The organism is Xenorhabdus thuongxuanensis (genome assembly GCF_001908095.1).
GTDB classification, from domain to species: Bacteria; Pseudomonadota; Gammaproteobacteria; order Enterobacterales; family Enterobacteriaceae; genus Xenorhabdus; species Xenorhabdus thuongxuanensis.
Genome location: NZ_MKGR01000034.1, coordinates 1 through 4,601, shown reverse-complemented (window position 1 = coordinate 4,601; position 4,601 = coordinate 1). Strand labels below are relative to the sequence as shown.

The following is a 4,601-nucleotide window of genomic DNA, read 5'->3' as shown; positions in this document are numbered from 1 at the left end:
TAGTGATTGCAGCAGTCAGGGTAGTTTTACCGTGGTCAACGTGGCCGATAGTACCAACGTTAACGTGCGGTTTTGAACGTTCAAACTTTTCTTTAGACATTAGGTTGTCCCTCTAAGACACGGAATCGGTGGTTTCACCACATCAACCAAGCAATTGCTTGCGAGATATTTACAGGAAGAAAATCAGGAAGTAAGAACAGGAGAAGTGGTGCTGATAGGCAGATTCGAACTGCCGACCTCACCCTTACCAAGGGTGTGCTCTACCAACTGAGCTATATCAGCACATCTTGGAGCGGGCAGCGGGAATCGAACCCGCATCATCAGCTTGGAAGGCTGAGGTAATAGCCATTATACGATGCCCGCGTGAACTCGGCTACCTGACTTTAATCAGCTGTATACTTTAATCTCAAGTGTTTTTTCTGGAGTACAACTCGAGCAGAACACTCAAGAGCGAAACTGGTTAATGGTGGTGGGGGAAGGATTCGAACCTTCGAAGTCTGTGACGGCAGATTTACAGTCTGCTCCCTTTGGCCGCTCGGGAACCCCACCTTTCCAAATTTTTAATGGTGCCGGCACCAAGAGTCGAACTCGGGACCTACTGATTACAAGTCAGTTGCTCTACCAACTGAGCTATGCCGGCATCAAGTGCTGCGCATTCTAGGAAGAGTTGGCCCACGATGCAACAAAAAAATTGCTTTTTTTATTCTTTCGCTCACAAAATAACCGCTTTCAATGCTTCTGGTGTTTTTTTCAATAGTTTCAGCTTAAATATCCAACAAACAACTCTTGTACAGGAAGAACCAATAAATGCATCTGCCAATATTTTTTAAACCTTATTTGTATCATCCTTATCCTTCTCTTTATATAACCTTCTCTTTATATAAAGAGAGAAACTGATGGCCATAATAATCTCAGGAATCATACATTTTTTTCATATTTTTGCATTTACCATCAAAAAAATTACTAAAATCATAAAAAATTCTACGCCTACGATAATGCAACCGATATGATGAGATTTATTTTTTGTCGGATACGGGTGTTCTCAACAACCTGTCCAACCTGCATAGACAGGCAGATGTTGGCTTATGAATAAGAAAGAATCTTTTTTGACAACTCCATATTTACAATTTGATCGTAAACATTGGGCAACATTGCGTGACTCGGTGCCTTTAACATTAACAGAAGAAGAAGTCGCTGCTTTAAAAGGGATCAATGAAGAAATCTCAATAGATGAAGTGATTGAAATCTATCTTCCATTGTCACGCTTACTTAATTTTTACATTAGCTCCAATTTACGGCGACAAGCTGTTCTTGAGCAGTTCCTAGGGACAGATGAACAAAAAATACCTTATGTTATTGGTATAGCAGGCAGCGTTGCTGTCGGAAAAAGCACAACCGCACGCTTATTACAGGCACTACTAAGCCGTTGGCCAGAACATCGTCGTGTCAAATTAGTGACAACAGACGGCTTTTTGCACTCCAACAATATATTAAATGAACGTGGATTAATGAAAAAAAAGGGGTTCCCTGAATCCTATGATATGCGTAGCTTGGTCAAATTTGTCGCCGATATAAAATCAGGTGCAGAAAAAGTCATCGCTCCGGTATATTCTCACCTGAGCTATGACATCGTTCCTCATGAACAACTTATTATCGAAAAGCCTGATATTCTTATCCTCGAAGGTTTAAACGTATTACAAAGTGGCATGGATTATCCACATGAGCCACATCATGTATTTGTCTCTGATTTTGTTGATTTTTCTATTTATGTAGATGCACCAGAAGAATTACTTGAACAATGGTACGTCAATCGTTTTCTTAAATTTCGACAAGGCGCTTTTTCTGATCCTGATTCTTATTTCCACAATTATTCTAAACTAACGACAGAAGAAGCGGTAAAAGTAGCATCGAATATTTGGCGGGAAATTAATGGATTAAACTTACAGCAAAACATCTTACCAACGAGAGAACGGGCTAGCTTGATTATGACGAAAGGCATCAATCACACGGTTGAAAGCGTCAGATTAAGAAAATAAAACAAAAAGCCGGAAATATTTCCGGCTTTACATTCAACAACCTCTCAAGGAAATTTCGCCACCGATATAAGGCGTAACAACTCCGTTAATATCAAGTAACAAAGCTCCTTGCTGATCTATTCCACGAGCTATCCCATGAACTTCCTGATCACCAATAATTAACTTCACTGGGCGATTAATAAAATTATCTAATTCAAACCACCGAGGAATGAAAGAAGCTAGTCCTTCATTTTCAAACTGGATTAATGCTTTTTTAAGTTCCACTATGATTTCAGCAACTAACTTATTCCGTTCAATAATCGTTCCTGATTGCTGTAAATTAGTCCAATTTTGATTAATTGATTTTTGTTGATCGCTACTCATCGAAATATTCATGCCGATTCCGATAACAACATGGGCTGCATCACCCGTTTTTCCCGTCAGCTCGACCAATATTCCAGCCAATTTTTTATCATCCAAGTATAAATCATTTGGCCATTTTACTTTTACTCTGTCTGCTCCCTGGCGATTAAGAACTTCCGCAATGATAATACCAACCACTAAACTTAAACCTATCGCTGCTGCTGGTCCTTGTTCCAAACGCCAATACATGGATAGATATAAATTTCGACCAAAAGCTGAAATCCACTTCCTGCCACGACGCCCCCTACCAGCATATTGATATTCAGCAACACAGGCATCTCCTGAATCGAGCTCTGCTAATTTTTCCAGAATATATTGATTCGTGGAATCAATAACAGGCATCACTTCAATACAATCATTAGGAAGATAATTTTCAATAAGTTCTTTATCTAGAAGATTCATTGGGGCAGGAAAGCGATAACCTTTACCAGGAAGAGTAAGAACCTCTACTCCCCATTCACGAATAGTTTGAATATGTTTATTGATTCCTGCTCGGCTCATTCCCAACTCTTGACCAAGTTGTTGGCCTGAATGAATCTCGCCATCAGATAACACTTTAATTAATTTTAATGGAGTACTAATATCTTTCATGAAATACATTCCACTGCGTCTATTTCACCTGTACTGCCAATGAAGCGCACTTCAGGCTCTAAGAAGATATTAAATTTTTCTGCAACCTTATTACGTATATAAGCAGCCAAGGCAATGACATCTTGTCCCGTTGCATTACCTTTATTGATTAATACCAATGCCTGTTTCATGTGTACGGCAGCACCGCCAATAGCATAACCCTTCAATTGACATTGTTCGATCAGCCAACCCGCAGCAATCTTTACGCTCTGTTTATCATGAGGGTATTGAGGACAGCCGGGATATTCAGACTTAATAGTGTATGCCAACTCAATCGATATAATCGGATTTTTGAAGAAACTACCTGCATTACCTATCAACGCAGGATCTGGCAACTTACTCTGGCGCATTTCACACACAACATCGAATATTTGTTCTGGAGTGACTTTTTCTCGTGAGAACTGTGATAAAGCGCCGTAGGTTAAAATTGGTTCCCATTTCTTATTTAAACGTATACCAACCGCGGTGATAGCATAACCATCTTTATATTGGTGCTTAAAAATGCTGTCTCTATACGCAAATTGACACTCATTCGCTGTTAGACGGATTGAATTACCTGTTTTCAGTTCAACAAAATCCACATACTCACAGACATGTTTAAATTCAACTCCATATGCCCCAATATTCTGGATTGGAGCAGAGCCAACATTTCCAGGGATCAAGGCTAAATTTTCCAAACCATAGATCTGTTGTTTAAATAAATAGGTAATTAGTTTATGCCAGTTTTCACCTGCACCAACATGAATGTGCCATGCAGCATCTGACTCTTGTATATTGATACCAAGAATACGATTTAAAATCACAGTGCCTTTAAAATTTTTGGTGAAAAGGACATTACTTCCTCCTCCCAACAATAAAACAGGGTGATGCTTTTTCATCGCTTCTTGCCATAAGGCCAAAAGCGATTCAATAGAAGTAGCTATACCGATATGGTCAGCACTGGCTGAAATGCCAAACGTGTTAAACGCTTTTAGTTGAGTAGATTGACAGGCAGACATTCATTTCAAACTCAATAGGGTAATTTAAGTCGTAGTCTATCAGACTCTATATTTGAAAGATAAGTAAGTCGTTATTACCTAACATCTATCTGTTGATGGAAATAAAAAAGAACCATAAATGCAAAAGGCCACTCATATGAGTGGCCTTTTGACTGGTATTAAAGCTTGGCAGTTCCCTACTCTCACATGGGGAGACCCCACACTACCATCGGCGCTACGGCGTTTCACTACTGAGTTCGGCATGGGGTCAGGTGGGACCGCCGCGCTATTGCCGCCAAGCAAATTCTGTTTTATTTGCCGAACTATTATTCATGGTGCTGATACCCAGATTCGAACTGGGGACCTCACCCTTACCAAGGGTGTGCTCTACCAACTGAGCCATATCAGCAAATGCTAAAACTAAAAAGTGTTGCCAAACGGGCAACACTTATAAATTAATGTCTGGCAGTTCCCTACTCTCACATGGGGAGACCCCACACTACCATCGGCGCTACGGCGTTTCACTGCTGAGTTCGGCATGGGGTCAGGTGGGACC

Annotated in this window: 4 protein-coding genes, 5 tRNA genes and 2 rRNA genes; 1 reads left to right on the top strand and 10 read right to left on the bottom strand. The window is 40.3% G+C overall.

All coding sequences use genetic code 11. The features are described from left to right. The 5 genes from Xentx_RS16135 to Xentx_RS16115 form a co-directional block, all read right to left on the bottom strand. Positions 1-100, bottom strand: a 100-nt coding sequence (locus Xentx_RS16135) for a GTP-binding protein (RefSeq protein ID WP_234369306.1), incomplete at its 3' end; no start/stop codon positions are given. A gap of 106 nt (positions 101-206) precedes the next feature. Beyond that, a tRNA-Thr gene (locus tag Xentx_RS16130) sits at positions 207-282 on the bottom strand. A 6-nt stretch (positions 283-288) separates the two neighbouring features. After that, positions 289-363, bottom strand: a tRNA-Gly gene (locus Xentx_RS16125). 101 nt (positions 364-464) lie between these two features. Next, a tRNA-Tyr gene (locus Xentx_RS16120) sits at positions 465-549 on the bottom strand. Positions 550-564: 15 nt separating this feature from the next. After that, positions 565-640 (bottom strand) — tRNA-Thr (locus Xentx_RS16115). A 445-nt stretch (positions 641-1,085) separates the two neighbouring features. On the opposite strand from Xentx_RS16115, the gene coaA reads away from it, so the two are divergent. Then, on the top strand, positions 1,086-2,036 hold the full coding sequence (gene coaA / locus Xentx_RS16110) for a type I pantothenate kinase (protein ID WP_074021470.1): 951 nt from the start codon (positions 1,086-1,088) through the stop codon (positions 2,034-2,036). 33 nt (positions 2,037-2,069) lie between these two features. Here the strand turns inward: coaA and birA are convergent, their stop codons facing one another. The 5 genes from birA to rrf (Xentx_RS16085) form a co-directional block, all read right to left on the bottom strand. Further along, complete coding sequence (gene birA, locus Xentx_RS16105; RefSeq protein ID WP_074021469.1) at positions 2,070-3,029, bottom strand: bifunctional biotin--[acetyl-CoA-carboxylase] ligase/biotin operon repressor BirA; 960 nt, start codon at positions 3,027-3,029, stop codon at positions 2,070-2,072. Continuing rightward, positions 3,026-4,066, bottom strand: a complete 1,041-nt coding sequence (gene murB, locus Xentx_RS16100; protein WP_074021466.1) for a UDP-N-acetylmuramate dehydrogenase — start codon at positions 4,064-4,066, stop codon at positions 3,026-3,028. The genes birA and murB overlap by 4 nt, the downstream gene beginning before the upstream one ends. A gap of 163 nt (positions 4,067-4,229) precedes the next feature. Further along, positions 4,230-4,345 (bottom strand): 5S ribosomal RNA (gene rrf / locus Xentx_RS16095). A gap of 33 nt (positions 4,346-4,378) precedes the next feature. After that, positions 4,379-4,454 (bottom strand) — tRNA-Thr (locus tag Xentx_RS16090). Positions 4,455-4,505: 51 nt separating this feature from the next. After that, positions 4,506-4,601: ribosomal RNA gene (gene rrf, locus Xentx_RS16085) — 5S ribosomal RNA — on the bottom strand; the annotation flags it as partial.